Here is a 25,738-nt window from a genome sequence, read left to right as displayed (position 1 = left end):
GTCAACCAGCCTGTTCTGCCTTGCTGGCGAGCCAGTCTTCGATGTTGGGCTGGCCGGTGCCGGCGAGGCGTCCGCCGTCCACCACCAGCGTCGTCCCGGTGACATAGGAGGCTTCGTCGGACGCCAGAAACAGTGCGGCATTCGCGATCTCTTCGGGGCGTCCGGCCCGGCCCAGCGGCAGGCTGCGCATGTAATCCCTGGTAAAGGCGGGCAGGGCGTCGAGGGCGCCGGCCAGGATCGGCGTGTCGACCAGGCCCGGGCACAGCGCATTGACGCGGATATTGTCGACCCCGTGGTCGAGCGCCAGCGTACGGGTGTAATTGATCACTGCCGCCTTGGCGGCGCTATACGGCGAAAAGCCGCGGTCGCCGCGTATTCCCGAGATCGAGGCCGTGTTGACGATCGCGCCGCCGCCTTGCTTGCGCATCAAAGGAATCGCCCTGCGGCAGGCAAAGAAGACCGCGTGGAGATCGACCTCGATCACGCGAAGCCAGGTTTCGATGCTCATATCCGGCGTCTGGCCATTGCCGCCGATGGCGGCATTGTTGACCAATATGTCGAGCCCGGTTCCGGCAGCCGACAACCATCGGTCGGCCGCATCGACCATCGCCTCGACCTGATCGGCCTTGCCGACGTCGCAGCGAATATAGCACCCATACTCCTCGCCGATCTCGCCGAGGAGCGCGGCGCCGAGATCCTCGTTGACGTCGACGATGACGACCTTCGCGCCCTCGGCGACGAAGCGGCGGACGATTGCAGCGCCGATGCCCGATGCGCCGCCGGTCACAACCGCGCCATGATCGTTCAGGCGCATGTCAGTCATGCGGCCGCAGCGCTTCGAGCCGCATATATTTCTCGCCGCGTTCGACGATGATCCAGGTCAGCGGCTGGTGCAGCTCGATCGGGACTCCGCTCAGCGTCTCGGCGTACCAACCGAAACACGCCGTCGTTTCGAAGCGGTTGTCGGGAAGCGGCGTGATGGCGATCGTTTCGAAGCGGTGGATGTTCGACTTGAGCAGCGCCGGTCCCGTGGCGAACCATTCCTGCACACCCTCGAAGCCGCGAATGATTGTGTCTTCGCTGCCGTCGGTGCCCGCCAATATGCCCTTCATTTCCTTGAAGTCGGTGACCGTCTCGGCCCGGCCGTCGCTCTGATCCTGTTTTGACGAGATCAGGCCATGGAATTCGAGCCGGGGCATGACCAGTTCTTCCAGCGGCGCGGCATCGCCGTTCAACGTATCCATGACGGCTTGCCACTGGATGAGGACCGCCTTGATCCTGTTCTCGACATAGCTGTCGACGAATTCGGGCCGCCCGAACGTGTCGCCAAGGCCGCCGGACACGCGCGTATAGACCATTCGGGCCGGTGCGACCTTCCGCAGGATGTTGTCGCAATGACTATGGCCGCTGACGAGTTTGCCGTCGGTCTCGAGCTGATACGTGTAGTTGGCCTGAAGCCGATAGAGGCCGTCACCCAGCGCCGTAACCTGAATGTCGTCATGGTTGATCGCGTGCGATCGGCGGATGCCTGCGGGAAGCGCTGCCATCGTGGCCTGGATCGCATCGACCCCCGTGATGTCGACCCCGCCGTCGGGCAGGTCGATATGCACGTCATCGGCGAAAAGGTCGGCGTAGAAGGGCGAAATATCGACCCCCGCCGGTGCTTCGAACAGCCCCCACCAGCGAAACAGCATCGAAACCGCCGTATTGTAGTCGCCGTTGTCGGCTTCGGCATAGGCCGGCCGGGATGCGAAGTTTTCAGTCACTCTTTCCACTCCCTTTGTTCACCGAATGCGGTGCGGCTGTTTTCGTCGCCGCCTCATAGATTTTCCACTGTTGTTCGATCAGGGCCTGATGGATCCGCTCGGCGTCCGACCGCGACAGCACACCGCTGAAATTGCCCATCCCCTTCGCCGCCCGCGTGCCCTCCAGAACGATTGCCATGAAGTCGCGATGCGTCTGCGCAGACATTCGGGAGAGGTCGGGCACTTTCCCGCCCGCCGCGGCATGGCATATCGCACAGTTTCGCTGGAACAACCGGGCGCCGGCCTGCTGATCCGCGGCGGTTCCCTGTCGGGGTACCGGCGGCGGCACCAGCACGGGCGCGTCGTGACGAAGGGGAGGGCGCTTCGGCACCGCGCCGCCGCCCAGCCTGAAGGCGACGATGCGTCCGCGATTGCCATAGGCATAAGCCGCTGTGCCGGGCAGGCTGGTACGCCCGAACGCACCGCCGAGCCCGGCCATGATCGCGACATATTGTACGCCGTCGATGCTGTAGGTCATCGGCGCGGCCATCATGCTCGTACCGACGGCGATGGTGCCCAATGATCGACCGCTCGCGGAATCGAGAATCGCGAGTTCGCCGGTGCTGCGGCCCTGAAAAAGCAGGCCGCCGGCGCTCGTCATTACGCCGCCGCCGTTCCAGCTCGCGAAGAACTGGCCCGCCCATGGTCCCGACGTATCGACCCGCCAGACCTCCTTTGCGGCAACGGGGTCCCATGCGATCAGGAATCCGCGCGGACGATAATCGGGCTGACCCTTCGCCAACTCGGCGATCGGCGGCAGGTCTTTTGCGGCTTCGCCATCCAGCCCAAACGGTCCCGGGGTCGGAAAGACCACCGACACCGCGGTATTCGCGCCGCCCTTCTGATAAGCGAATTTTCCCGGCGGCAGCGCAAAGATCATCGGGAATTGATAGGCGGGAATATAGACCAGCCCGGTCGCGGGGCTGAACGACATGGGCTGCCAATTATGCCCGCCGGCGCTGCCGGGGAATATCAGCCTGGGCCCTGTCGAATAATCGCCTTGCCCCGTCTCGACCGGCCGCCCCGTCTCCATGTCGACATGGCTGGCCCAATTGACCGGCACATAGGGTTTGGCGGACAGCAATTCGCCGCTCTTGCGATCGAGAACATAGAAGAATCCGTTCTTCGGCGCCTGCATCAGGACCTGCCGCAATCGGCCTCCGATCCGCAGGTCGGCGAGGATCATCTTCTGCGTTGCCGTATAGTCCCAGCTTTCGGCGGGGGTGGTCTGATAGTGCCAGAGCAGTCGCCCGCTTCTCGGATCGATGGCGAGGATCGACGATAGGAACAGATTGTCGCCGCCCGCGGGGCTGCGCAGTTTTCGATACCAGGGGGCGGCATTGCCGGTCCCCACATAAAGAATATTCAGCTTGGGATCCCAGACCATCGCATCCCATGCCGTGCCGCCAAGGCCGACGTCCCAGCGGCTATGCGGGTCCCAGGTCTTCGCGGCCATCGCAAGTTCGGGATGCTCGAAACCTTTCGCGGGATCGCCCGGCACCGTGAAAAAGCGCCACGCCTGCTTCCCCGTGTCCAGGTCATAGGCGGTGATATAGCCGCGCGCGTCGAGCTCGGCGCCGCCGTTGCCGATGACCACCACGTCGCCCGCGACTTGCGGCGCGCCCGTGATCGAATAGCCGCGCTGCCGTTCGGTGATCGTGTCGGCCTTCCACACGATGGCGCCCGATGCGGCATTCAGCGCGTAAAGATAGCCGTCGAGCGAGGCGACATAGACTTTGCCTTTCCACACCGCGACGCCGCGATTGACGACCCCGCAGCACAGCTTTTGCATGATCCCGGGGTCGATGTCGGGCATAAAGGTCCACAGTGCGCGGCCGGTTTTCGCGTCGAGCGCATAGACCGCACCCTTGGGACCGCTGCTGTACATCGTTCCGTCGACGACGATCGGGGTCGCCTCGAACCCGTCGGTCGTTTCAATGTCATATTCCCAGGCAAAGCCAAGGCGGCCCACATTGTTGCGGTCGATCTGCTTCAGAGGCGAATAATAGCTTTGCTGCCAGTCGCGCCCGCCTGTCAGCCAGTCCTCGGGGGCGCTGTCGCTCGTCAGCAATCGCTCGGTCGAAATGGCGCCTGCCTCGCGCTTATCCGGCCCGCAGCCGGCGAGCATCGGCAGCAGAAGCGGCAAGGCGAGCAACGCGACGACGCGCGGCATCATGGTCAATTCGTCTCGGGCAGGTCGAAGCGGCGCACGTCGTCGCGCTCGATCCGGATTTCGGCGATCCGGGCAAAGCGTTCGGATGCGTCGTCGATCACGCGCCAGCTCTGCCGGTTCTTGCTGATGATGCCGCTGCCGTCGGGAAAGAGCGCTTCGGATTCCATGGCGACGGTCACGAGATATTCGCCGTCGCCAACCGTATCGAACGAAACATCGTGGATCATGTGATTGCTGGCGACAACCGAGGCGAGCCGGCCGGTCACCCAGTCGTTGAGCATGGCGAAGCTGCTGACCGGCGGATCGACGTAATGCAGCGCGAAATTATCCGCCAGAAGTTCGCGGAACGGCGCGGGATCGCGAGCGGGATTCTCGACGAGACTCGTGAAATAATGGATCAGGCTGAGCAACCGGTTGCGCGCATTGAAAGGGGAGGCGTCTGCCGGCGCAGGCGCACCGTCGACATTGACCAGATGGGGAAGCGTTGGGTCGAGCGCCGTCATTTCGGCGTGGCAACGGGTGGGGTTTGTGCGGGGATCGTCGCTCCCGAGTTCCGCCGCCACCGTGATTCGACCGCCTGGCAATATCTCGACCGCGGAAGATTGGACGGCATGACCATCGAGTGCACACCATCGATGAAACCTTGCGAGCGCGGCATGCTTGATGAAGCTCTCCTCAAGGCGCTTTTTTCGTGCGGGCTCGACGGGGCGCGTCACTCTTGTTGTCCCGTCAGTCGGAAATCCGCGAAGTCGGGCGTGCGGACCATTTCATAGAAGGCTTGGAGCGTCCAAGGCATGTTGACGCCCGAGCGGCCGAACTCATTGACATAATAGCTGCCGCCGCCGCCCTTTTCCTCCTCCCACAACATTTCCCGCATCTCGGCATCGAGCCGGTCGTTATAGGATTGATAGGCCTCGCGTGTGACCTCGACCGTGCGGTTTCCGCTCTCGATCACGTGGGTGATCAGGTTGCAGATGTAGCGCGAAAAAATCTCGACCCATGTGTGAAAGCTGCCCGCCCGAACCCCGGCGTTGGGGCCATAGAGCATGAAGAAGTTCGGGAAACCCGGCATCGTCATCGTCATGTGCGCCCGGGCGCCGTCCGGCGCCCAATTGTCCTGCAACCGGATCCCGTCGCGACCGACATAATCGACCGGCCACAGATATTGCGACACCTTGAAGCCCGCACACAGCACCACAAGATCGAACGATCGCTCGACTCCCTGGTTGTCGATAATGCCCGTTGCCGTGAAGCGGTCGATCCCGCTCGTCTCGAGCGTCACATTCGGGCGGACCAGCGTGCGATAGAATCCGTTGTCGACCACAAGGCGCCGCGAAATGGGGGCGAAGTCGGGGACGAGCTTTTCGTAGAGATCGTCGCGATCGCCGACCTGCTTGCGGATAAAGCTTTTCAGCCCTTCGCGAAGCTGGTCGTTCTTCTCGTTGATCAGTCCCCCCTTCGCCTGCCAGTCTCGATCGATGCGGTGAAACGCCTGCATCTGTAGCTGCGATATATGATGGCTATAGCTGTACCACTGGGCATAGCCCGGCATATTGTCGAGCAGCCAGCGCTTCTCGGGTTCGACCCGGTTCCGGTATCCCGGGATGCCGGTGACCCAGTTCGGCGTCCGCTGGAATATGGTCAGCGATTCCGCCTTCTCGGCAACGCCGTGGACGAGCTGCGAACCCGTCGAACCGGTACCGACGACGGCGACACGCTTGCCGCTGTAATCATAGCCGTGGTTCCACGCCGTCGAGTGGAACATCTCCCCCTTGAAATCGCCGATACCCGGTATGTCGGGCAGCTTCGGCGTACTGAAGAGGCCGCTTGCGCTGATGACGAAATTGCTGCGGAGCGTTTCGGGCGTGCCGTCGGGTTTCTCGATTTGCACAATCCATTTCGCTTCCGCCGCCGACCATTCGGCGTGCGTCACTTTGGTCCCGAGCGAAATCCGGTCGCGAAGCCGGTATTTGTCGACGATATAATCGACATAATCACGTAGTTCCGCCTGCGTCGCGAAATAGCTTTTCCACGGATAGGCCTTCTCGAACTTGAACTGATAGAGAAAGCTCGTGATGTCGACACGCGCATCGGGATAATCGTTGAGGAACCAGGTGCCGCCGAGCCCCGTTTGCCGCTCGATGATCTGGTAACTTATCCCGAGAGCTTCGAGTTGGATCGCGGCGATCAATCCGCTGAATCCGGCGCCGATGATGGTCACATTATAATTTGCGATCACCTCCGGCGATGGCCGGCGCGTCCAGGCCGCCGCTCTGGGAAAACCCTCGAACGCCAGCTCCTCCCACCCGAAATCGCGTTCGGACGGGCGAAGGCTGTCTCCCGTGAACAGCTCCATCAGATACCCCGCCTCGGCCCGGTCGGGTTTCCGCATGGCGGCAGCCGCGTTCGATAACAGATATGCCAGCGCCTTTTGCCGGACCCGCTCATCGTCTTCGGGGGAAAGGATAGAGAAGAGGAATGGGCTACCCGCGCGCGAATGCTTGATGACCTTCATCGCCGCGAGTTCGGGGTCCCCGGTATGCTGGAATAGAGCGATACGCAGAACGTTCAGATTGGCGTGATCGAAAGCGCGACGAATGAAGGCTTCATCGACTTCGGTAGGCGCGCCCGATCCATGCAAATCGGGATCGAATTTTTCGCCGGGAGCGTTTTCCAACGCGCTGAACTGCATTCTATCTCTCCCGGCCTTGCGCCATTGCCGGTGGAGTAATTTATCGCGGCATCGCTCTTCAAATCGAATGGCGCAATGATCGGTATCGGTCCCGCGCATTGCCAAGCATACGAGTGGTGCGAGCCTTGGCTTTTAGACCACGGAAAGTCCTGTCCACAGCTTCTCGCTGCGAAAGCGGACTGCTCGCCACCGGCCATTCGACGTCCACGTTCAAGGCAATCGTTGACGACGGTCGCTCCAACGGATTATGTCAATAAAGTTCACAAGTTTTGGGGTGGGTATGCAAATCAGTCAGGCAGTTGCGAAAGCCGCGCGTGTTGCCGGAGCGCGGACTGCTACGATTGAAGAAGGGCTTCGTCGCAGTTGGGCCGAAACGGGCGATCGGGTAGCGCGGCTCGCCGCAACGCTTGCCATGAGCGGTATCGCGCCGGGCGACCGGGTTGCGGTGCTGTCCGACAACGGTAGCGCATATTTCGAGATCTGGTTTGCCATCCCCTGGGCGGGAGGGGTTATCGTGCCGTTGAATTGCCGGCTTGCGCCTCCCGAACTGGCCTTTCAGCTTCGCGATGCCGGTGCGGATATCCTGTTGTTCGGTCGGGAATATGAGGCCGTCGCGCAGGCGTTGCTGCAACGGGGGGCGGTGAAATCCATAATTGCCATGGACGGCGACGGCCCCGGAGTGCGCGAGGCCCTGGTGACGGCAAGTGCGCCGCTGGCCGAGGCTTCTGCCCCCGGCGACCTGGCCGGAATATTCTATACCGGCGGGACCACAGGCCTCCCGAAGGGCGTCATGCTGAGCCATGCGAATTTGACCGCGATGGCGTCGAACCTGCTGGCGCATATCGATTTTCGCGAAGGCGATGTCCTGTTCCATGCGGCGCCGATGTTTCACCTTGCGGATATCGGGACGTTGTTCGGCACGATGGCCGCCGGGACACACGTCTTTCGCCGCCAGCTCGATGCGGAGACCATGCTTGCCGATTTCGTCGAGCATCGGGTGACGCATTGCTTTACGGTGCCCACGATTATCGAACGGCTGGTCTCTTCGTCGACCTCGCGGGGCGGGCGTTTCGACGCGCTTCGTATCCTGGGCTATGGTGGTGCGCCGATGACGGCGGGCTCACAGGCGGCGGCGCGCGAACGCTTCCCGAACGTGGGCTTCTGTCAGGGCTATGGTCAGACCGAATTTCCGGCTGCGACGATCCTGACGCCCGAGGATCATCGGTCGGGCGATCCGGCACGTCTCGGCAGCTGCGGCCGTGCTTGCTACGGCTATGATATCCGGATCGTTGATGAGGACGGGCGAGAGTGCGCGCCGGGCGAGGTCGGCGAGATCGTGGGGCGCGGCGACAATGTGATGATGGGTTATTGGAACCGGCCCGAGGAAACAGCCGAGGTGTTACGCGATGGCCGGATTCACACCCGCGACGCGGGTCGGATGGACGAAAACGGCTATATCACGATCACCGACCGGCTGAAGGACATGATCGTGTCCGCCGCCGAAAATATCTATTCGATCGAAGTGGAAAATGCCCTGAGCTGGCACCCGGCGGTTGCCGAAGTCGCCGTTGTCGGCCTCCCCGATCGCGAATGGGGCGAGCGGGTCCATGCGATTATCGCCCTTGCCGATGGCGTGCCCGAGCCCGATGCGCGGGAACTCGCGGAATTCTGCCGCGAGCGGATAGCTCGCTATAAGGTTCCCAAAAGCTTTGACCTGCGCCGCGAGCCGCTCCCGCGCTCGGCCGCCGGAAAGATATTGAAACGCGAGTTGCGCGCCGAAGCGACCGGTGCGGGCGACTAGGCGGGGGGCTGCTGGCCGGCGGCGCGGATCGATCGCGCGACCGCGCGGCGCCCCGTCCACAAAATAGCCCCCGCAAGCGTCAGCGATACGATGGAGACGGTCGCAAGCGATGAAGGCAAGCCGCCGAATATATGATCGCTGAGCAGGCCGATAGCCAGCGGCCCTAATCCCATACCGAGCAGGGTCACGACCAAGAGGTAGATCGCCATCGCGCGCCCGCGCATAGGCGCAGGCGTCAGCAACTGGACCGTCGTGGCTTGCAGTCCGCCGAGGATCGACGACAGAAAGGTGCCGAGGCCGAGAAGGACAAGCGTCAGCCCGGTATCGTCCGTCAAATAGGCGGTGGCGAGCGCCAGGCACTGGGGTGGAAGTGTTGCCAGCACCAGAAGGACTGGCGCATGCACTATACCCCGCCGCGCCAGCCGGTCGGATACCGCGCCGCCGGCCAATACCCCCGCGAATCCGCAAATACCGACGATGACGCCCAGCGCCGCGCCGATCTCTGCCGGAGCCAGCCCATGTTCGCGGGCGAGCAGCGCGGGGCCCCAGAGCATCGGAATATAGGCCGATATGACCGCGCAGCCATAGCCGAAGAATACGGTAGCGAAGGCTGCCGAATGCGACTTCATCATGGCGATCAGCGCGCCGATGCCCGGAACCGCGTCTGCGCTTCCGCCGCGGGGTGCTTCGCGCATAGTTGTCAGCAGGACCAGCGCCAGCGGCAGGCCGAGCAGGCCGACGAGCAGCATCGCAAGCCGCCAGCCGTCAAGAAGGCCCCAGCCCGGGATATTGACGGTGGTTTGTGCGGCCCATTCGGCGATCATGCCGCCGAACCCCATGGCAAGCCCGCCGCCGAGCACGACGCCCGACGAGTAGATCGAAATCGCGAAACCCAGTTTGTCGGGCGGAAAGCGGTCGGCGATCGTGGACAGCGCAGCGGGCGAGAGAGTCGCTTCGCCGACCCCGACGAGCGCGCGCATCAGCAAAAGGCCGCCGAAGCCGGCGACCAGCCCACTGCCTGCTGTGGCGAGGCTCCAGCCGATCAGCCCGAGCACGATCAGATTGCGCCGGTTGGTCCGATCGGCAGCGGCGCCGAACGGCACGCCCAGGATCGTGTAAAACAGCACGAAGCCGAAGCCCACGAGCAGACCGATTTCGGTATCGCCGAGGTCGAACTCGCCGCGGATCGGTTCGACGAGCAGGCTGATGAGAACGCGGTCGAGGAACGACAGCATATACGCGAGCATCAGCAGGACGACGACATAATAGCTGTAGCCGAGTGGCGCGCCCGCCTCTCGCTGCCCGTCGCACGCAGCGGACGTCAAAAGGCGGCTTTCAACCAGTCGCCGAACAACCGCACCCCTTCCTTCGCCTTGTCGGGCTGGCCTATCAGATAATGTCCCGCGCCAGCGATGACGTGATGCTGTTGCGGCGCCTTGACCGCGGCCGCCATCAAACGGGCCGCATGGCTGGGCGTACAGGCATCGTCGGCGCCATGTTCGATCACCAGCATCGGCACCGAAACCCGCGCCGCGCAACGGATGCCGTCGGCGTTGCTGTCGTCATATGACCACTGCGACAGCCAGCTGCGCAGCGTCGAAAAGCGGGCCAGCCCCGTCGGCCCGTCGTTCGCCATGCGCGGATCACCAAGCATGCACCAGTTGGGCTTGCGTTCGCTCGGCTCCAATGTGGCATCGATGAAGCGGGGGTCGGCCATCGTGCCATGTGTCGTGAAACCACGCTCGTCGTGCGGATGCGAGCTCGCTTCGATCCGTGCCAGCTCGTCCTTCACCCAGGCCGTGATCCGCCGGTTGCGGGCGATCTGCGCGGCGCGATAGGTTTCGATGAAGGCCGCGTCATAGGGCGGTAGAGCCGGGTTCGCGGGATCATAGATGTTGAGCGCGGGGTCGCGGTCGAACGGCCTGCTCTCGTCGGTAATCGACGGGTCCATCCACTCGGTAAGCGTTCGGTTGCGCGACAGGTGGGCCGCAAGCAACGCGATGCCGTCGGCCTTGACCAGCCCTGCCTCGACCAGATTGACCGGGTCGCCTGACGGCGTGGCGACGACGCGCGGATCTTCTGCCTCCGCCTGGTAGAAAAGCGACAGCGCACCGCCGCCGGACCAGCCGCCCAGAATGACGCGGTCGTACCCCAGACGTTCCTTCGCATCGCGAATGGCAGCGCCGAAATCGAGCGCACATTTTTCCATGATCAGGGCGCTGTCGTTGCCACGGTAGCGCGTGTTGGCATAGATGACATGAATGCCCGCGCGCGCCATCGCGAGCGGCAGCGGCAGCCAGGCACCGCCGCCGATCGGGTGCGAAAAGATCACGACCGTGTCCGACGGCGTATCGGGTTTCAGGTGCATGCACTCGATTGCGACGCGTCCGGGTACGCCGCCATAGGTGTCCTTGAAGTGGGCGCTCTCTTCGAAAACGACGAGATAGGGGATTTTCTCGACTGCCATCGTCAGTGCCTCATCGCCGGCCAGCGACTGCCACGATTGGCCAGCGAGTCCGCCCCGAATTTCTCTTCCTTGAGCTGGCGCGTCCGTTCGCTCCACGCCGCCATGACGTCGTCGAGATGCGCCGCTTCGTCCGCCATGATCCGCTCGTGGTCCGCGGTGCGGCAGGTGATTTCGACCTGAATGCCGTTCGGATCGTACATATAGACCGATTCGACGAAATCATGATCGATCGGACCGAAGCACTTGACCCCCAATGCCTTGATCCGGTCCTGCATGGCCAGCATGTCGCCTCTGGTTTTCGCCTCGATCGCGACATGCATGTCGAAGCTGTTCTTCGCATCGAACCAGTCGGCGTCGGCGTCATAGGGCGAATCGAAGAAGGCGATGTAGTTGCCGTCGCCCAGTTCGAAGAAGATATGCATGTAGGGCGTTTCGGCGCCAGTTCCCGGCACGGTGTCGATGACCAGTCCGGCGGCGGCCTTCAGCCCGAGCACTTCTTCGTAGAACCAGCGCGTCTGCGCCGCATCCCGGCAGCGAAAGGCGTTGTGATGGATCCCGCCAAGGGGGATCGCCGGCGGCGCTTCGGCCATGGCATCTCTCCTGCTACAGGCCGGTTCGGGCCCTTGCGCAAATCAAAGCTCGCACGGCGAAGATTGTCAAATATATTTACGAATGTCTATGATGCGATCCGCAAGCGAAAGAAGAGGACAGATGATGACGGTGGAGGCGGGCGGCCCCCTGACGGGCATTCGCGTGGTCGAGATGGGACAGCTTATCGCCGGCCCCTTCTGCGGCCAGTTGCTGGGAGATATGGGGGCGGAGGTGGTCAAGATCGAGCCTCCTGGCGGTGGCGACCCCATGCGCGACTGGGGGCAGGGCGAGCCGAAGACATGGTGGCGGGTGATTGCACGCAACAAATATTCGGTCGCGCTCGACCTGCGAAGTCCGGAAGGGCAGGCCGATGCCCGCGCCCTGATCGGACAGGCGGACATATTGATCGAGAATTTCCGTCCCGGGACGCTGGAGAAATGGGGCCTCGATCCTGCCGGACTGCGCGCGGGCAATCCGCGGCTAATTGTGGTTCGTGTCTCTGGTTATGGCCAGACCGGACCCTATTCCCGCCGCGCTGGCTTCGGCGGGATCGGGGAGGCGATGGGCGGATGGCGCGGCATCGTCGGCTATCCCGATCTGCCGCCCGCGCGCATGGGAGTGTCGATCGGCGATACACTGGCGGCGACCTATGGCTGCATGGGGGCGCTCGCGGCGCTTCACCACCGGTCGGTCAGCGGTGAAGGGCAGGTCGTCGATGCGGCCCTCTATGAATCGGTGCTGCAGGTCATGGAGTCGCTCGTGCCGGAATATGCAGTGGCGGGAACGAAGAGGGCACGCTCCGGCTCGGCTTTGCCGGGCATTGCGCCGTCGAACGTCTATCCGTGCCGCGACGGCGAGTATCTGATCGGCGCCAATCAGGACGGCGTCTTTGCGCGGCTGTGCGAAAGCATGGGGCGCCCGGACCTTGCGCGCGATCCGCGCTATGCGACGCATCTGGCGCGCGGGGAGCGACAGGAAGAGCTCGACGCATTGATTGCCGCGTGGACGCGGACGCTCACCGTCGACGAACTTGAAGAACGGATGATCGACGCAGGCGTACCCGCGGGGCGGATATATGACGCCGAAGCCATGCTTGCCGATCCCCATTTCGCGGCACGCGATGCGATCGTGACGGTAGACGATCCCGCCCGCGGTCCGACCCCCATGCAGGGCGTCTTCCCGAAATTGTCGGCGACGCCCGGAAGCATCCGCAAACCAGCACCCGTCGCCGTGGGCGAGGATAATGACGCGATTTTTGCCCGGTGGCTTGACCGCACGACAGAATGATAACGTCAAATATATTGACATTGTTGTTCGATCGGCGACAATCGCGGCGAACGGATAAGGGAGGCAAGGATGAGCGAAGCGCTGGCTGATCGCCGGATCCCGACGGGTGGCGACTATCTCTCCGCTGCGGAGCTGGCCGCACTGACGCCCGAGATACTGATCGACCGTATGGCGACGCTGAAGCCGCTCGCTGCGGACCACGCAAACGAGGCCGAGCGGCTGCGCCGACCGGTCGATGCCGTGTGGAACGCGATCCGCGCGACGGGCTATTTCTATGTCTATGTGCCGCGGCGCTTCGGCGGACTCGAATTCGATCCCGATACCTATATCAGCGCTACGCTGCCGCTTGCTGAGGCTTGCCCGTCGACGGCCTGGGCGGCCTGCTTTGCTGCCGAACATAACTGGCTGATCGCGCAGTTGCCCGAGGCGACGCAGGCCGAGATCTGGGCTCGCTTCCCCTATGTCATCGCGCCCAGCTGCGCGTCACCGCCCGGACGGGCCGAACCGGTCGACGGCGGGTTCAGGCTGACCGGCCGATGGAAATGGGGATCGGGCGTGATGCATGCCGACTGGGTGATGCTGAATGCGATGGTGCCGGTTCCCGAGGGATCGCCGCCAGATGCTCGCATGTTCATCCTGCCCGCGGGCGACGCGCGCGTCATCGACACCTGGCAGATGGCGGGCATGGCGGCGACCGGCAGCAATGACATTGCGGTCGACGATCATTTCGTTCCCGAAGGGTACGGCTTTGCGGTCGGGCCGGTGCGGTCGGGTCGGGGAAACGGGCGCGAGATCCACGGCAATGGCCTTTATGGGTCACCGATGCTGCCGAACCTTTGCGTCACGGCATCGATTCCGGCGCTTGGCGCGGCCCGTGGCGCGATCGCGCTTTGCCGCGCGCGGCTTGCCGGCCATGTGAAGATGGGCATGGCGACGACGTCGGTCGACAAGCCTGCCGCCCAAATGCGCCTTGCCCGTGCCGACATTCTTGCCCGGTCGGCGGAACTGGCAATCCGTTCGGTGGCGCGCGAGAATATTGCGATCGGTGCTATCGACGAGCCTGCGCAGACGATCGAGCGCATCCGTCTGCGTGCGCAGGTCGCCTTTGCGGTCCAGCAATGCGTCGAGGCGGTACGGACCTGCTGTGAAGCTGTCGGGTCGAGTGTCCATGCCTTGTCGAACCCGCTGCAGCGCATGCTTCGCGACGTTCAGGTGATGCAGAGCCACATCGTCTATGATCAGGACGTCGCCACCGAACTGCACGGCCGCGCGCTCGTCGGATTGCCGCCCAACTCGGCTCTGTTGTGAACGGGGCAAAGAGGCTTGGCAAAGCACGGCTCCGGCGGGCATAGGGGCGATATGGGCGATATACCTCTTCACCGTTCGGATTATCTGATTGTACCCTTGCTGCAGGGTTTCGAATGGTTCGACGAAAGCCTCCAGCGCAGCCTCGTCGCGAACGGTCAGCCCGCGTTGACCCGGCCGGAATCGATGGTCATGATGCATGTCCAGTTGGGTATCACGCGCCCCGCAGACATTGCGCGCAGCCTGCGTATCACGCGGCAGGCGGTGCATTCGACGATTACCTCCCTGGTCGAACGTGGCATTTTCGCGCTCGAGGACGATCCCGATGATGGCCGCATCAAGCAGGTCGTGCTGACCGCGCTCGGAAATGCCATGCGCGCGGACGCGAAGCAGATCGTCGATCAGCTCACCGATGAACTGACGCGGCGGATCGGCAAGCGCGCGGTGCAGGCGCTACGCGAGGCCTTTGTCGCCGACTGGGGATCGCCCGCAACGATTACGCTGCGCGGCGGCTGATCCGCCGCCGCGCAAGCGCGATCAGAATTTGTAGCGCGCCTGGATCGAGACGTTGCGCGGCGGATCGACGACCGTGACGCGCGCCGCCGGATTGAGGAAGGTGTTCGCGAGTCCCGCGGTATTGCTGTATGCGTTGGTCAGCTTGTTCGTCAGGTTGCGCCCGACCAGGGCGACCTCCCAGCCTTCATCGATCATCCCGAACGAAAGTCTCGCATCGAGTTTCAGCCAGCTGTCCTGCCGCGCGACCGGGTCGTTGGTGAAGTCGCGGAAGTTCCCCGACTGGAAGCTGGGTGAAATCGTCGCCTTGATCTGCAGGCTGTCCCCCACGGGCACGCTCACCGTGCCGTTCACCGCGCCGGAAAATTTGGGAGTGAAGCCCAGTCGCTGGCCCGTCTGGTTGCAGGTGCCGGGCAGGGTGCCGTTGCTCGGCTGCAATGCGTAGCAGGGGCCGGCGGTGAAATCGACATATTTGGCGGTGGGCAGCCAGGCAAGGCTGCCGTCGAGCTGGAAAGGACCGCTGCGCGCGAGGAATTCGGCTTCGAGCCCCGCGATGCGTGCCTTGGGGGCGTTGCCGGTGAAAAAGATGGCGGCGAGCGAGCCCGGAACCGAAATACCTGCCGAAACCTGCAGGTCGCGGTAGGTCGTATGGAAGGCCGCGAGGTTCAGATATCCGGTGCCGGGAAAGCTCAGTCGCGCGCCCGCTTCGAAGGCGGTCGACCGTTCGGGCTTGTAGGCGAAGGTCGCCGCAGATGCGTTCGAGATCGCACCCTGGAAGCCCGCACTCTTGGACCCCTTGCCGAAGCTCAGATAGAGCATCGAGTTGCGATTGGCGTAAAACTGGATCGATGCGGCAGGGTCGAAGCGACTGTCCTTGGTCTTGCCACTGAAATCGGCCTGCACGGCGCCGACACGGTCGGTTGCGGCCTGGGTGCCGCCCAGACGGAGGTAGTCCGCGCTCTTTTCCTGATGCGTCCAGCGCCCGCTACCGTTGATCCGCAGGCTTTCGGATACGATCCACGTCAATTGGCCGAACACCGAGAGGGCGCGGTCTTCCTGATTGAACTGGCGGAAGGTGCTGGCCGCCGGCGCAAAGAGCACGCCGGTCGTGCGTTCTTCGTCAAGGTCGGCGACCGAATAATAGGCCCCGACCGAATATTCGATTTTGCCGCCCGACGGAGAGGTGAGGCGGACCTCCTGCGACAATTGTTGAAAATCCTGATCGAAGTCGGCTGTCGCGAAATTGCCGGCGAAGAAGTCGGCATCGATCAGGTTGCGGTTGCGGAAGGCAGAAAAGCCACTGATCGATGTCAGCGTCGGGCCACCGAGATCGATATCGAACTGCACGACCGCATTGTCGGTGACGATGTTGTCGTATTCCGGGCCGTTCAGCAGGCGGCTGCTCTTGCGATAGTCGCGAAACTCGTTGTTCGCAGGGGCGAAAACCTGCACCGGCGATCCCTCGATATCGACGTCGGCATGCTCATATTTGGCGAGCAACGTCACCGGCCCGCTCTCCAGCCTGCCCGTAATACGGCCGATTAGCTCGCGCCGCGTGGGCTGATTCTGATCGACGAGGTCATTGTAGATATAACCTTCTGTATCCGAATAACGCCCAACCGCGCGGATGGCGAAATTGCCCGTGACCGGGATATCGAGCCCGGCCTCGACGCTGGGACCGTCGAACGTGAAATTATAGTCGCCGAGGACATAGCCGCCGAAAGTATCTCCCGGCCGGCGCGTCAGAATATTGATGGCGCCGGCACTGGTGTTGCGGCCAACGAGCGCCCCCTGCGGGCCGCGCAACACCTCGAGCCGTTCGATGTCGAGGAAGGGTGCCGCGAACTGGCGCGCATTGCCTGCATAGATGCCGTCGACGAACATCACGACCGATTGATCGAGCGACGGGCTGCCGGCACTCGATCCGATGCCGCGAAGAACGATCAGATTCGCGGCCGGCGTTTTCGCGATGGTGAGGTTGGGAACCAGTGGTGCGAGCTGCTCGAAATTCTGGATCGCGCGGTCTTCGAGCGTGTTGCCAGATACGACGGCTATCGAGATCGGCACATCCTGCAGCCGCTGTTCGCGGCGCTGGGCAGTGACCACAATGTCGGTTGGGCCGCTCATCTGGGCCGTCGAATCCCGAGCCGTGCCGCTTTCGTCTTGCGCGTACGCCGGCGACGCCAGCAAGCTTGCCCCGACCAGCCATATTCCTTTGCCGGAAATGCCCATTTTCGCTCTCCCTCCACGCTTCGCCAGCCCCTCGCGGTTTGCCGCTTTGTAAAGCTGGTTGACATGTTGAAGATGACGCATGAGAGTTATTATTGTCAATAGATTTGACGAAATCCCATTTCGGCCATCGGGATCGAATGGACAGAGGGAGAGATATTCACATGCGTAGCCCCGACGAAGAAGCTGCACTGGCGGTGGTCGACCGGATGAAGGAGGGATGGCAGAAGCTCGACGGCGATCTGATCCTGTCGTTGTTCCATGACGACGCGGTGATGCAGAGCATGATGAAGGAGCCGTATCGCGGGAAGGCCGAGATCAAGGCGATGCTCGACGGCTTTTTCGCGATCGCGACGGCGGTGCGGATGGAGGTGCTCAACCGCCGCGTCGAGGGCAATGTCGTCACGCTGGAGCGCCGCGATCATTTCACGGCGCGCGGTAAGTCAGGCATCCTGCCCGCGGTCGGGATTTTCGAGGTCGAGGACGGGCTGATACGTACATGGCGCGAATATTATGATTGGGGCATGTACGAGCGGCAGATTGCGGACTAGCCCCGTTGCATGATCGAACTGGTTGAAGTGTCGCCCCGCGACGGGCTGCAGAACGAAACCGCGATTCTGTCCGCGGCAACGAAGGTCGCACTGATCGAACGCGCGGTCGCATCCGGCATACGGCGGATCGAGGTGGCCAGTTTCGTGAACCCGTCGCGCGTGCCGCAGATGGCGGATGCCGAAGCGGTGATCGCGGCCTTGCGCCTCGATCCCGCCATTCGCACGATCGGCCTCGTCCTGAATGAGCGGGGCGCGAAGCGCGCGCTGGCTACGAATATCGGGGAGATCGGCCTGGTTGTGCCGATGACTGACGGCTTCGCGATCGCAAATCAGGGCATGTCGGCCGAGGGATGCGCCGCCATGGCCGAACGCGTTCTGGCAGAGGCGCGGGAGGCCGGCCGGCCGGCACAGGTGACGCTGGCGGTGGCCTTCGGCTGTCCGTTCGACGGAGCCGTCGATCCCCTTCGGGTTGTGGCGATGGCGCGACGTCTTGCCGGTTCCCCCATTCGCGAAATCTCGCTCGCCGACACTATCGGCATCGCTCGCCCCGACGAGGCAGGGCGACTCGTTGCCCTCGTCAGAGACGCCGTTGCGCCGTTGCCCGTCCGCGTCCATTTCCATGACACGCACGGCATGGGGGTCGCCAACAGCGTCGCCGCTGCAGCCGCGGGCGCGGCGACGATCGACGCCGCGATCGGCGGCACCGGCGGATGTCCCTTCGCTCCCGGTGCCGCGGGCAATGTCGCGAGCGAGGACATCGCTTATGCCTTTGGTGACCGGATCGCCGGCGGGATAGATGTGGATCAATTGGTGGACACGGGTTGTTGGCTCAACGGAAAGCTCGGCAGAGCGAGCGAAAGCGCCGTCATGCGGGCAACCATCGCCGCGCGAAACCGTTGACGGGTACAAGTGCCTGCATCAGTTTATCGTTAATTGATTTGACGTTGTAGAGGGCGCGGCGGAGACGTTCGTCGACTTACTTTTCGGGCTGCGCAAGTGGCTCGCGATTGCAAGATCTGCGACTTGAACGTCATCTTGCTGCATTTTCTTATCTGGAAGCCGAGGGTTCGCAACTGGTCAGTCGGGCGTCTTTCGAAGAAAGTGCCGGCCGTCGGTTTCACGGCAGCCGGTCATTTCCTTATTGTTACTGACGCTGTGTCAGCTTGGAGTGGCTGGTGATGAGGTTGCGATAGTCGGGGATGTGAGCTGAAAACAGCGCGCCCAGTCCTTCGATATCGTTGCGCCAGTCGCGGTGGAGTTCCGCCGCGACGCCGAACCAGCTCATCAGCTGGGCACCGGCTGCCGACATGCGGTTCCACGCCGCATCGCGCGTGATCGGATTGAAGGTGCCCGAGGCGTCGGTGACGACAAACACATCGAAACCTTCCGCCAGAGCCGACAAGGTCGGGAACGCAACGCAGACTTCAGTCACGACGCCGGCGATCAGCAGTTGCTTCTTGCCTGTCGCCTTTACGGCGGCGACGAAATCCTCGTTGTCCCATGCGTTTATCTGGCCCGGCCGAGCGATGTACGGCGCGTCGGGAAACTGTTCGACGAGTTCGGGGACGAGCGGGCCGTTCGGGCCCTCTTCGAAACTGGTCGTCAAGATCGTTGGCAGGCCGAAATATTGAGCAATGTCGCCGAGCGCCAGGACGTTGTTCTTGAACTTGTCAGGATCGATGTCTCGTACCAGTGACAAGAGGCCGGTCTGGTGATCGACCAGCAATACCGCGACATCATTCTTGTCGAGGCGGACATAGGGCTTGGACATGGTATTTCTCCATTTGTTTCAGATGCTCGCAGAGGTTCCGCGCGGCACGGCGCGCCGCCGGAGGCAGGGAAAAGCGGCGCGAGCACGTCGCCGCTCGACGTCGGGAAAAAGGGAACCCGGCCCCGTGAGGGGCCGGGTCGAGGGATCAGGTCGCGGCCTGTGCAAAGCGACCGCTGTTATAGTCGTCGATCGCCTGACGGATTTCCTTCTCGTTGTTCATCACGAACGGGCCATGGCCGAAGATCGGCTCGTCGATCGGTTCGCCGGTCAGGACGAGCAGCGTCGCATCGCCGTCGGCGTGGATGTCGACGCCGCCGCCGTCGCGGCTCAGCAGGACCATCCCCGCCTCGCCTGCTTCCTGTGTCCCGTTCACCGTGACATGGCCGGTCAGCACGACGAGTATCGCCGTGTGCCCGTCGGGCAGGGGCAGTGTGATGTCGGCATCGTGGTTCAGTCGCACGTCCCACATGTTGATCGGCGTGAAGGTCTTTGCCGGTCCTGTTGTATCGCCGAGCGTGCCGGCGATGACGCGGGCGGTGCCGGCGGCTTCGGGCAGGTCGACGACCGGAATATCGGCCGCGACGATCCCCTGATAGCCGGCGGGCGCCATCTTGTCCTTTGCGGGAAGGTTGACCCACAATTGCACCATCCGGAACGGTCCGCCGGTCTTGGCGAACGCAGAGGAATGATATTCCTCGTGAATGATGCCGCCTGCGGCGGTCATCCACTGCACGTCCCCGGGGCCGATGATCCCGCCGTTCCCGGTGGAATCGCGATGCTCGACCTCGCCGTCATAGACGATCGTCACTGTTTCGAACCCACGGTGCGGATGTTCGCCGACCCCACGCCGATCGGTCGTTGGGGCGAAATAATGCGGCCCCGCATAGTCGAGCAGCAGGAACGGGCTCACATGTTGGCCGAGGCTGTTGTAGGAAAAAAGCGAGCGAACGGGAAAGCCGTCGCCGACCCAGTGGCTGAGATCATTGCCGTAACGACCGAGGATAGTTTTCGTCATCATCTGTCTCCGTGCGTCTCGATGGGAGGAGGCGCTGTTGAAGTGGAGATAACTTCAGGACGATAATTAGAAAAGATTGAGAAAATGGACGCATCGTCCTATCTGAAGGACGATGCGAAACCTCAACGACCTCTACTATTTCGTCCAAGTGGTCGATCATGGAGGCTTTGCGCCGGCCGCTCGCGCGTTGGACATACAGAAATCATTGCTGAGCCGCCGGATCGGCCTGCTCGAGGACGGGCTGGGCGTTCGCTTGCTCAATCGCTCGTCGAGGCGCTTTTCAGTCACCGAGATCGGCCGCGACTATTATGAGCGCTGCGTCGCCATGCTCGTCGAGGCCGAGGCGGCCGAGCAGGTGATCGCGACCGCGCGTTCGGAACCGCACGGCATCGTTCGGATGAGCTGCCCGACCGGGCTGCTGGCGTTTCAGTTCGGCTCGCTCGTCGCCCGGTTCATCGCCGAACATCCGGCAGTCGAAATCCACCTGGAAGGCACCAACCGCCGCGTCGATGTGGTTGCGGAGGGCTTCGATCTGGCCATCCGCGTGCGGTTCCCCCCGCTGGAGGCAAGCGATCTTGTCATGCGCCAGCTCGATGAAAGCAGCCAATGCCTCGTCGCTTGTCCGGCTCTTGTCAGCGGAGCGCTTGTTTCTCCCGCCGATCTGAGCGGTTTTCCCACGCTCGACCTTGGCCCCCCGCGGCGTGACCATCGCTGGGAACTCCGGCATGCCGATGGAACGACCGCCATCCTTCCGCATCGCCCGCGCCTCGTGACGGACGACATGGCCACGCTGCGCGACGCGGCGTTTGCGGGCGTGGGAATTGTCCAGCTGCCGACGCTGATGATCTGGAAAGATGTCGCGGAAGGGCGATTGATTCATGTGCTGCCCGACTGGCGGCCCAAGGCGGGAATTGTTCACGCCGTTTTCCCGTCCCGGCGCGGACTTTTGCCGTCGGTGCGGGCGATGCTGGATTTTCTCGCCGAAGAATGCGCTCGGCAGCGCCGGCAGGCGTCTGCCGGGATGGGCACTTCATAGCTCCGGAGTTACAGGCTGCTCCATCGGTCAAGTGCAGATATGGTTTGCGGCTCGTCCGATACCCTGCATCGCCCAGACATTGTGAAGCGAAAGGTCGACCACACAAACGGGCCGGGAGGTTGACTGTCCGCCATCGGCCCATGGGCTTATGCGATTCTCGTTGCGAAATAGGCCAGTACCTCGTTCCTAAATTCGAGCGTGAGGCGTGAGGGGCGCGATACGTTCGACACGGCAAAGGCGTATTCGTGCGCGATCGGCGGCTGGAAGGGCCGGGTCACCAATGGCGCATGCAGGTAAGGCTTTACAAGCAGCTCATTCAAAATGGCCATGCCGTTGCCGCGTGCCGCGAGCGCGCAGGCCGAACCATGGGTATGGGTTTCTATCGCCACCGCGGGTCGAAGGCCGAAGGCTGCAAAGGCCGTGTCGACCTGCGTCCGCCAATGCCGCCCGGCGCCGAGCAGGATCAGCGGATATTGTCCGATGTCGGTCGGGGTGATTGTCGCGAGGCCGGCAAGCGGGTGATCTTCACGCATCACGCAAACCGACCCGCTCAACACGATCTGTTCGATCGCAAGGTCGCTCTCGTCCGTTGGTAGCTTGACGAAGCCGCAGTCGACATAGCGCATCGCGATCATCGACCGGGCGGTTTCGACGCTGCGGGAATCGATATTGAATTCGACCCCTGGAAAGCGCTCGCGAAAGCGCGAGACGATCTCGGGCAGGATTCCCTCGGCAAAGCTCGGCGGCGCTACGATCCGCACCGTGCCTGCGGAATAGCCCGCAATATCGCGGACCAGACTGTTGAACCGGTCGATGCTGGCGAGCGTCAGTTCGACCTCCTGGATCAGTTTGGTGCCATCGGCCGTGGGTACCAGCTTGCCGCGATCTCGGTAGAAGAGGTCGAAGCCGACCTGTGCCTCGAGCTGCGCGATGAGGCGGCTGACCGCAGGCTGCGAGAGCGACAATTGCTTGCCTGCCGCAGTCGCCGATCCGGTGCGCATGATCTCGGCGAAGACGCGGAGCGCGCGGAAGCTGACGTCCTTGTCGGGTTCGACGCCGGCCGGTGCGAGCGGTTTATGCACCATCAGGCGATTTCGATCGGCACGACCGGCAACAGGATGTACGAAGGCCGGTCGGGCCCGAGGTGGATGCTCGTCTCCGCCGTCGCTGGCGCAAGGCCCTCGACCTGCCAGTCGGTGTTGGGATTGATGTCGAAATGGGGGAAATTGCTGCCGGCGATCTCGACTCGGATGCGGTGCCCCATCGCGAAGCGGTTGCTCATGGGAAAGGAGACGATCTGCACGCGATAGACCTTTCCAGGTTCCATGATTTCGGGTTCCTCGAACGCGTTGCGGAACCGCATTCTGAGCAGACCATGCGCGATATTGAGCGCATAGCCATCCGGATAGTCGGCGCTGGGCGGATAAACATCAACGACTTTGATCATCACGTCGGTGTCGGCGGCGGTCGAACTGACGAACAGGTCGGCAATAGCCTGACCGGTCAACTCGACATCGGTATCGAGCGGCGGCGTTTCGAAGATCAGGACATCGGGCCGGTCGGCCAGCGCGCGTCCGGCTTCGCGCGATCCGAAGAAGTCGGGGCCTTCGCGCTGGTCGAACCCCCCGGCCTCCATCACCGGCGCGCCCGAGGCGATCGCGCCGCCGATCGTCGGTACCGGATGATGGGGATCATGGACGAAGCTGCGGGCACCGGCACCACTGACGGGATTTTCGCCAAGACCCCCGTCCATGTGCAGGTGGAAGGGCGTCATTCGCATCGCCGCAAGCGGCCAGCCCGCGGCGCTCCGCCACCGTCCGCCGTGATCAAGCCGCCCGCTCGGTAGCCGTCGGCCCGAGCCCCCGCCCATGGTGAACAGATAGACGGGTTCGGGTAGCGGGTCGGGCCCGGCGCCTTTCAGATGATGATCGAACCAGCGTTGGCGGAGCGCGACATAGTCGCCGAATAAATGGTCGAGTGTCGATTGCGGTCCGAAGTCGGCGTCGCCCGAATATGTCAGCGAACGCTTGCCGTGCGTCCAGGGGCCCATGATAAGCTTCACCGGGCTCTGCTTGCGTGCCGAAAGCCCGGTAAAATTCTCGATCGCCGTCAGCGCATAGGGGTCGTACCAGCTCGACATGTGGACCATCGGCACATCGGCGAAAGCGTCGTACCAGCCGCGTGCATAGAGGCCGCGCTGTTTCCAAAAGTCGGTGAAGCGGTCCTCGCTCCATTGTTCGAGAATGAAATCCTCATATTCGGGCGCCGCGCTGATGGGCGAATGGCCGGGGCGCCATTTTTCGACCCCGATCCATTCGCGGATGTCGACCGCCTCGAGCGCTGCGCGACGCGCGGGATCGGAGGCGGTTTCGCGTGCCAGCAACGCATGCTTCAGCGCCCAGGTGAGCTGCTTCAGCTCATAGGCCCCACCTTGGCGGATGCCGCTGTGATAGGCGCTGGAAAAGCCGCCCGAATCAAGGAACATCGCCGCGAGGCCATGCGGATCGAGCGTCGCGAGCGCCGCTTGCACATGCGCGCCATAGGAAAGACCGAGCGTACCAATGCGGCCGTTACACCATGGCTGTTCCATGATCCACGCGATGGTGTCGGCGCCGTCCTCGGCCTCCGACATATATTTGCGAAACGTGCCTTCGGAGCCGTAACGGCCACGGCAATCCTGCGACACAAAGGCATAGCCGTGCGCCGCGAACAGGCGCGCGATCTCCGGCTTTGATCGCGGTGTCGGATCGGCCGCTGAAAAATCGGCGTGGTTGGTGCCGTCCTTGTCGTAAGGTGTACGCTCGAGCAGTACCGGAAGCGCTGCGCCGTCGGCGGGAAGATAGATATCGGTCGCCAGATGCACGCCGTCGCGCATCGGGACCATCGCGTTGCGGATGAACCGGATATCCGTGGTTTCGATCATCGCGCGGGCATCGCATAGGTCGCGGGCGCACCCGGACCGACGGGCAACTCGAACCCTGTCCACAGGCTGACGAGGCAGAGTCCGGTCAGCCCGATCGCGATCGAGAAGGGCAGCATCAGCGCGATCAGCGATCCCACGCCGAAATCCTGCCGCCAGCGCTGCGCCAGCACGAGGACGAGGACGAAGTTCGACGCAACCGGGGTCACGATGTTGAAAATAGAGTCGCCCATCCGGTAAGCCGCAGTCGTCATTTCGGGCGACACGCCGAGCAGCATAAGCATCGGCACGACGATCGGTGCCATCGCGCTCCACTTTGCCGAGGCCGATCCGATGACGAGGTCGAAGACAGACGACATGAGCAGCAGCAAGATCAGCATTACCGGTGTTGCGAGCTGCTGCGCGCGCAGCCAGTCGGCGCCGTTGATCGCCATGACCGGACCCAGGTTCGACCAGGCGAACATCGCGATGAAGTGCGCGGCGAAGAAGGAAATGACGAGGAAGGGCGTCATCGTCGCGAGTCCCTCGGTCATCATTTTCACGACGTCGCGGTGCGAGCTGATCGTACCGACCGCTGCGCCGTAGACCCAGCCACAGACGAGGAAGAGGAACATGAAGCCCGCGACGAGCGAGGCGTAGAAAGGCTCGAGCCGCGCTGGCCCGGCTGCGGTGCCATCGACGAGCGGAGTGTAGCCAGGCCACAGCGTGAAGGCCGCGAAGATGAACGCAATCGCGATCGCGGCCAGCCCTGCGCGACGGAGACCTTTCCGATGGGCAGCGGGATCAGCCTCATCCTCTATTTCGCCCTCGGGCGGCGAACCTGTCCAGGTGCCGAGGCGCGGCTCGACGATACGGTCGTTCACGAACCAGGTCACCGGGATCAGGATCAGTCCCAGCGCGGCGGTGAAATACCAGTTACCGAGCGGGTTGAGCATATGGTCGGGGACCAGCAGCGCGGTCGCCGACTTGGTGATGCCGAGCATCAGCACGTCGAACTGGCCGGGCAGCAGGTTGGCGGCGAAAGCCCCGGAGATCCCGGCATAGGCAATCGCGATGCCCGACAACGGGTGACGCCCGGCCGCCGCGAAGATGATAGCCGACAAGGGTATAAGCACCACATAGGCGGCGTCGGCCGCCTGATGCGACAGAAGCCCGATCAGGAAGATCGCGGGGCTGAGGAAACGGTTCGGGACGCCGCGCATCGCGCGGTTCATGAGCGTGGTGAACAACCCCGACCGCTCGGCGACCGCGGCGCCGAGCATCACGACGAGGATCAGCCCCAACGGCGGGAAATTCGCCATCGTATCGGGCATCTCGGTCAACAGCTTGCCGACATTTTCGGCCGAGAGCAGGCTCTTCGCGGTCAGCATCTCGCCGCTGACCGGATTGACCGCGCTCCACCCGAACAGCGCTGCGGCGACCGACGCCGCGACCAGCAGCGCGATCAGGCCGAGGAAGATGAATACCGGATCGGGCAGGGCATTGCCCCAGCGCTCGACCCGGTCGAGCCATTTCTGCGTCTTGCCTGGCATATTCGCCGCCCCGCGTCTCAAAGGCCGCACCGTCCCCGGCGCGGCCGATC

At 63.2% G+C, this 25,738-nt stretch carries 21 protein-coding genes; 7 read left to right on the top strand and 14 right to left on the bottom strand.

What is annotated here, in order from left to right; genetic code table 11:
• Position 1: 1 nt before the first annotated feature.
• From JNM03_RS15600 to JNM03_RS15580, 5 genes are all read right to left on the bottom strand, one after another.
• Positions 2 to 823, bottom strand: coding sequence for an SDR family NAD(P)-dependent oxidoreductase (locus tag JNM03_RS15600; RefSeq protein WP_294037935.1), 822 nt, complete (start codon positions 821 to 823; stop codon positions 2 to 4).
• Positions 816 to 1,766: a hypothetical protein gene (locus tag JNM03_RS15595; protein ID WP_294037933.1), complete on the bottom strand. Its 951-nt coding sequence runs from the start codon at positions 1,764 to 1,766 to the stop codon at positions 816 to 818. The genes JNM03_RS15600 and JNM03_RS15595 overlap by 8 nt, the downstream gene beginning before the upstream one ends.
• A complete protein-coding gene (locus JNM03_RS15590; RefSeq protein ID WP_294037931.1) occupies positions 1,759 to 3,981 on the bottom strand; it encodes a PQQ-dependent dehydrogenase, methanol/ethanol family in 2,223 nt (740 codons plus the stop codon). Before JNM03_RS15590 ends, JNM03_RS15595 begins: the two co-directional genes overlap by 8 nt.
• A 2-nt stretch (positions 3,982 to 3,983) precedes the next feature.
• A complete protein-coding gene (locus tag JNM03_RS15585) occupies positions 3,984 to 4,481 on the bottom strand; it encodes a hypothetical protein (RefSeq protein ID WP_294037929.1) in 498 nt (165 codons plus the stop codon).
• 209 nt (positions 4,482 to 4,690) lie between these two features.
• The gene (locus JNM03_RS15580; protein WP_294037928.1) at positions 4,691 to 6,670 is read right to left on the bottom strand and encodes an NAD(P)/FAD-dependent oxidoreductase; all 1,980 of its coding nucleotides are present in this window, start codon (positions 6,668 to 6,670) and stop codon (positions 4,691 to 4,693) included.
• A gap of 280 nt (positions 6,671 to 6,950) precedes the next feature.
• Between JNM03_RS15580 and JNM03_RS15575 the strand changes: the two genes are divergently transcribed.
• Positions 6,951 to 8,471 carry a long-chain fatty acid--CoA ligase gene (locus JNM03_RS15575; RefSeq protein WP_294037926.1) on the top strand — a complete coding sequence of 507 codons (1,521 nt, stop codon included), beginning with the start codon at positions 6,951 to 6,953 and terminating at the stop codon, positions 8,469 to 8,471.
• Here JNM03_RS15575 and JNM03_RS15570 read toward each other — a convergent pair.
• Genes JNM03_RS15570 through JNM03_RS15560 form a run of 3 tightly spaced genes read right to left on the bottom strand, consistent with a single transcriptional unit; the run spans position 8,468 to position 11,528 of the window.
• The gene (locus tag JNM03_RS15570; protein WP_294037924.1) at positions 8,468 to 9,796 is read right to left on the bottom strand and encodes an MFS transporter; all 1,329 of its coding nucleotides are present in this window, start codon (positions 9,794 to 9,796) and stop codon (positions 8,468 to 8,470) included. The genes JNM03_RS15575 and JNM03_RS15570 overlap by 4 nt on opposite strands.
• Complete coding sequence (locus tag JNM03_RS15565) at positions 9,793 to 10,938, bottom strand: alpha/beta fold hydrolase (RefSeq protein ID WP_294037923.1); 1,146 nt, start codon at positions 10,936 to 10,938, stop codon at positions 9,793 to 9,795. The genes JNM03_RS15570 and JNM03_RS15565 overlap by 4 nt, the downstream gene beginning before the upstream one ends.
• Positions 10,939 to 10,940: 2 nt before the next feature.
• Positions 10,941 to 11,528, bottom strand: a complete 588-nt coding sequence (locus JNM03_RS15560; protein WP_294037922.1) for a VOC family protein — start codon at positions 11,526 to 11,528, stop codon at positions 10,941 to 10,943.
• Positions 11,529 to 11,652: 124 nt separating this feature from the next.
• Between JNM03_RS15560 and JNM03_RS15555 the strand changes: the two genes are divergently transcribed.
• The 3 genes from JNM03_RS15555 to JNM03_RS15545 all read left to right on the top strand — a co-directional run bounded on the left by JNM03_RS15555 (position 11,653) and on the right by JNM03_RS15545 (position 14,637).
• Entirely contained in the window at positions 11,653 to 12,816 is a 1,164-nt protein-coding gene (locus JNM03_RS15555; protein WP_294037990.1) for a CaiB/BaiF CoA-transferase family protein, read from the top strand.
• Between the two features lie 69 nt (positions 12,817 to 12,885).
• A complete protein-coding gene (locus tag JNM03_RS15550; protein WP_294037920.1) occupies positions 12,886 to 14,124 on the top strand; it encodes an acyl-CoA dehydrogenase family protein in 1,239 nt (412 codons plus the stop codon).
• 51 nt (positions 14,125 to 14,175) lie between these two features.
• Positions 14,176 to 14,637, top strand: coding sequence for a MarR family winged helix-turn-helix transcriptional regulator (locus JNM03_RS15545; protein ID WP_294037919.1), 462 nt, complete (start codon positions 14,176 to 14,178; stop codon positions 14,635 to 14,637).
• 21 nt (positions 14,638 to 14,658) lie between these two features.
• Here the strand turns inward: JNM03_RS15545 and JNM03_RS15540 are convergent, their stop codons facing one another.
• Positions 14,659 to 16,947, bottom strand: a complete 2,289-nt coding sequence (locus JNM03_RS15540; protein ID WP_294037918.1) for a TonB-dependent receptor — start codon at positions 16,945 to 16,947, stop codon at positions 14,659 to 14,661.
• 80 nt (positions 16,948 to 17,027) lie between these two features.
• Between JNM03_RS15540 and JNM03_RS15535 the strand changes: the two genes are divergently transcribed.
• On the top strand, positions 17,028 to 17,414 hold the full coding sequence (locus tag JNM03_RS15535) for a nuclear transport factor 2 family protein (RefSeq protein WP_294037917.1): 387 nt from the start codon (positions 17,028 to 17,030) through the stop codon (positions 17,412 to 17,414).
• A gap of 9 nt (positions 17,415 to 17,423) precedes the next feature.
• The gene (locus tag JNM03_RS15530; protein WP_294037915.1) at positions 17,424 to 18,314 is read left to right on the top strand and encodes a hydroxymethylglutaryl-CoA lyase; all 891 of its coding nucleotides are present in this window, start codon (positions 17,424 to 17,426) and stop codon (positions 18,312 to 18,314) included.
• Positions 18,315 to 18,558: 244 nt separating this feature from the next.
• On the opposite strand, the gene ycaC is transcribed toward JNM03_RS15530, so the two are convergent.
• The gene (gene ycaC / locus JNM03_RS15525) at positions 18,559 to 19,185 is read right to left on the bottom strand and encodes an isochorismate family cysteine hydrolase YcaC (RefSeq protein WP_294037914.1); all 627 of its coding nucleotides are present in this window, start codon (positions 19,183 to 19,185) and stop codon (positions 18,559 to 18,561) included.
• Positions 19,186 to 19,330: 145 nt separating this feature from the next.
• On the bottom strand, positions 19,331 to 20,203 hold the full coding sequence (locus JNM03_RS15520) for a pirin family protein (RefSeq protein ID WP_294037913.1): 873 nt from the start codon (positions 20,201 to 20,203) through the stop codon (positions 19,331 to 19,333).
• A gap of 109 nt (positions 20,204 to 20,312) precedes the next feature.
• Between JNM03_RS15520 and JNM03_RS15515 the strand changes: the two genes are divergently transcribed.
• Positions 20,313 to 21,236, top strand: coding sequence for a LysR substrate-binding domain-containing protein (locus tag JNM03_RS15515; RefSeq protein ID WP_294037911.1), 924 nt, complete (start codon positions 20,313 to 20,315; stop codon positions 21,234 to 21,236).
• A 146-nt stretch (positions 21,237 to 21,382) separates the two neighbouring features.
• On the opposite strand, the gene JNM03_RS15510 is transcribed toward JNM03_RS15515, so the two are convergent.
• Genes JNM03_RS15510 through JNM03_RS15500 form a run of 3 tightly spaced genes read right to left on the bottom strand, consistent with a single transcriptional unit; the run spans position 21,383 to position 25,688 of the window.
• Positions 21,383 to 22,321: a LysR family transcriptional regulator gene (locus JNM03_RS15510; RefSeq protein ID WP_294037910.1), complete on the bottom strand. Its 939-nt coding sequence runs from the start codon at positions 22,319 to 22,321 to the stop codon at positions 21,383 to 21,385.
• Complete coding sequence (locus tag JNM03_RS15505; protein ID WP_294037909.1) at positions 22,321 to 24,159, bottom strand: CocE/NonD family hydrolase; 1,839 nt, start codon at positions 24,157 to 24,159, stop codon at positions 22,321 to 22,323. Before JNM03_RS15505 ends, JNM03_RS15510 begins: the two co-directional genes overlap by 1 nt.
• Entirely contained in the window at positions 24,156 to 25,688 is a 1,533-nt protein-coding gene (locus JNM03_RS15500; protein WP_294037907.1) for an AbgT family transporter, read from the bottom strand. The genes JNM03_RS15505 and JNM03_RS15500 overlap by 4 nt, the downstream gene beginning before the upstream one ends.
• Between the last annotated feature and the right edge of the window lie 50 nt (positions 25,689 to 25,738).

It is taken from the genome of Sphingopyxis sp. (assembly GCF_016793825.1).
GTDB lineage: Bacteria > Pseudomonadota > Alphaproteobacteria > Sphingomonadales > Sphingomonadaceae > Sphingopyxis.
Note: the sequence above shows the minus strand (reverse complement) of the source record. Positions and strands in the feature narration are given on the sequence as shown.

Coding starts and splice junctions, on each gene's coding strand:
- JNM03_RS15600 (WP_294037935.1), bottom strand. CDS start 823: ATGACTGACATGCGCCTGAACGATCATGGCGCGGTTGTGACCGGCGGC.
- JNM03_RS15590 (WP_294037931.1), bottom strand. CDS start 3,981: ATGATGCCGCGCGTCGTCGCGTTGCTCGCCTTGCCGCTTCTGCTGCCG.
- JNM03_RS15585 (WP_294037929.1), bottom strand. CDS start 4,481: ATGACGGCGCTCGACCCAACGCTTCCCCATCTGGTCAATGTCGACGGT.
- JNM03_RS15580 (WP_294037928.1), bottom strand. CDS start 6,670: ATGCAGTTCAGCGCGTTGGAAAACGCTCCCGGCGAAAAATTCGATCCC.
- JNM03_RS15575 (WP_294037926.1), top strand. CDS start 6,951: ATGCAAATCAGTCAGGCAGTTGCGAAAGCCGCGCGTGTTGCCGGAGCG.
- JNM03_RS15565 (WP_294037923.1), bottom strand. CDS start 10,938: ATGGCAGTCGAGAAAATCCCCTATCTCGTCGTTTTCGAAGAGAGCGCC.
- JNM03_RS15560 (WP_294037922.1), bottom strand. CDS start 11,528: ATGGCCGAAGCGCCGCCGGCGATCCCCCTTGGCGGGATCCATCACAAC.
- JNM03_RS15555 (WP_294037990.1), top strand. CDS start 11,653: ATGACGGTGGAGGCGGGCGGCCCCCTGACGGGCATTCGCGTGGTCGAG.
- JNM03_RS15550 (WP_294037920.1), top strand. CDS start 12,886: ATGAGCGAAGCGCTGGCTGATCGCCGGATCCCGACGGGTGGCGACTAT.
- JNM03_RS15545 (WP_294037919.1), top strand. CDS start 14,176: ATGGGCGATATACCTCTTCACCGTTCGGATTATCTGATTGTACCCTTG.
- JNM03_RS15540 (WP_294037918.1), bottom strand. CDS start 16,947: ATGCGTCATCTTCAACATGTCAACCAGCTTTACAAAGCGGCAAACCGC.
- JNM03_RS15535 (WP_294037917.1), top strand. CDS start 17,028: ATGCGTAGCCCCGACGAAGAAGCTGCACTGGCGGTGGTCGACCGGATG.
- JNM03_RS15530 (WP_294037915.1), top strand. CDS start 17,424: ATGATCGAACTGGTTGAAGTGTCGCCCCGCGACGGGCTGCAGAACGAA.
- ycaC (WP_294037914.1), bottom strand. CDS start 19,185: ATGTCCAAGCCCTATGTCCGCCTCGACAAGAATGATGTCGCGGTATTG.
- JNM03_RS15520 (WP_294037913.1), bottom strand. CDS start 20,203: ATGATGACGAAAACTATCCTCGGTCGTTACGGCAATGATCTCAGCCAC.
- JNM03_RS15515 (WP_294037911.1), top strand. CDS start 20,313: ATGCGAAACCTCAACGACCTCTACTATTTCGTCCAAGTGGTCGATCAT.
- JNM03_RS15510 (WP_294037910.1), bottom strand. CDS start 22,321: ATGGTGCATAAACCGCTCGCACCGGCCGGCGTCGAACCCGACAAGGAC.
- JNM03_RS15505 (WP_294037909.1), bottom strand. CDS start 24,159: ATGATCGAAACCACGGATATCCGGTTCATCCGCAACGCGATGGTCCCG.
- JNM03_RS15500 (WP_294037907.1), bottom strand. CDS start 25,688: ATGCCAGGCAAGACGCAGAAATGGCTCGACCGGGTCGAGCGCTGGGGC.